This is a genomic window from Pseudomonas sp. FSL R10-0399 (genome assembly GCF_009600165.1).
Taxonomy (GTDB): Bacteria; Pseudomonadota; Gammaproteobacteria; order Pseudomonadales; family Pseudomonadaceae; genus Aquipseudomonas; species Aquipseudomonas helleri.
Genome location: NZ_WIWK01000234.1, coordinates 1 through 1,927, shown reverse-complemented (window position 1 = coordinate 1,927; position 1,927 = coordinate 1). Strand labels below are relative to the sequence as shown.

1 protein-coding gene and 1 pseudogene are annotated in these 1,927 nt (G+C 60.0%); both read right to left on the bottom strand.

Going from position 1 to position 1,927, the window contains the following annotated elements:
- Positions 1 to 1,214: collagen-like triple helix repeat-containing protein (locus GHO41_RS29115; RefSeq protein WP_256678891.1), on the bottom strand; the 1,214-nt coding region annotated here is incomplete at its 3' end.
- Positions 1,215 to 1,615: 401 nt separating this feature from the next.
- Positions 1,616 to 1,927, bottom strand: a pseudogene (locus tag GHO41_RS29110) (penicillin-binding protein 1C); the annotation flags it as partial.

Sequence of the window (1,927 nt, the reverse complement as noted above, 5' to 3'; positions counted from 1 at the left end):
GTACCAGCGCCTGCTCCGGTGACGGTATTGACCACCCCGCCAACCGTGCCGGCAACACCGCCCACCAGGCCGCCCACCGCACCGCCTGCGCCCGTACCGGTGCCTGAACCTGCACCGCCGACAGCACCTGTTACGCCACCCAGCAATCCACCAATGCCAGTGTTGGTGCCTGTACCGGTGCCTGTTCCAGCCGCAGGGTTCACATAACCGCCCGCCTTGTCAGCCACACCGCCGACACCGACCAACGCGCCACCGACCAGATTGGTGACCGGGTTTTGATCGCCCACGCCGGTCACTTTGTTGCCAACGCCGGCCACCACTCCACCGACTTTGTTCAGCAGGCCGTCAACCGGTGCGCCCAACCCTGTGGCTGTGCCGATTTGCCCGGTGGTTTTTTCCACCAGCGAAATCACCGGCACCAGCACCTTGTCATTGACCCCGCCGGTCACTTGGCCCAATTGCCCGCTGGTGACATTGGTGGTCAGCGTATTGCCGAGCATGGTGACCGTGTTCCCGACTTTATTCACCAGGCCGCCGGTGACATCCGTGACGTTACCCGCAACGCCGCCCACGATCGGGATCTGGCTGATCGGGGTGTTATTGATCACCCCGCTCACGCCCTGGCCCAGTGAGGACACTCCTTTGCCGATATCAGACACGGCATTGGTTGCGCCAGCGACAGTGATGCCCAGTGAGTTTTTATCTGTACCAATCGTGCCCAGGCCTTTATCCAGGCCGTCAGTGATGGACGTCACCGCATTACCGGTGTTGGTCACCAACCCGCCTGCCGCGCCCACCACAGGCACTGTTGTCAGGGTGTTGCCCAAGTCGCTGACAGTCGAACCGACACCGCCGACAGCGCCGCTCACCTGGCTGATAACTTGCCCGGTGACCAGTGGCGTGTTGCCGGCGCCGTTATTGCCACCGCCGTTATTGCCGCCTCCGTTGTTGCCACCGCCGTTATTACCGCCACCGTTGTTGCCACCGCCGTTATTACCACCACCATTGTTGCCGCCACCGTTATTACCGCTGCCGTCACCACCGCCGTTATTGCCGCCACCGCTACCATCACCACCGCCGCCCGTACCGGCATCGGGCGTACTGGCTTCAACATGACTTTTAGAACCGCCACCGCCGCTATGGCAGCCAGCCAGGCTGACGGTCATCACTAACAAAAGGGCTGTACTTGTTCTTAACCACAGTTGAGTGTTCATGATTATTCCCTTGCACCTGCTTAGCCAGAGTTCGAAGGCTCCCTGCTCTAACGTCAGAGATACGTTCATCCGTGGCTTCCATCACAACGCCGGACCGGGTATTGAACAACTCACTACTTGGTATTAAGCCCTTATATAACCAGCGCCCACGCGCAGACTAAAACCATAAAAATCAACACACTCATCAAAATAAAACACCCCCACTCACTAAAGTGATAACCCCAATTCACTGTAGGAGCGAGCTTGCTCGCGATCTTTTGATCTTGGCTCTTATTACGGCCGCTGCGCGCCCGGACGTAGCCTCGCAAAGCTCGTCAACTGCTACGGGCGCACGCGATACAACTGTAGGAGCGAGCTCGCTCGCGATCTTTTGATCTTTAAGAAAATCGCAAGCCGGAGGCCTACTCCACGACGCTGAATTCAACCCGTGCGGTTTGCCCGCTTTCGTCGAGAACACTCAGCTCATATCGCCCTGGCTGTTCAAGGGTGGTGTTGAGCGCTTCTTGATGCCCGCTGTCGCCCAGCGGGGTGCCATTGAGGAACCACCAGCGCCGACCGTCACCGCCCAGCGCAGTCAGCGAGAGGCGCAATGAAGCCTGACTCGCCGCCGGGCGCCGCAACCGGTCACCCTCACGCACACCGACAATCGACAACGCTGTCACCGAGTTCAATGCCGGTGGCGGGCATTGCGTCGAGGCAGGCGGCAAGCGCGC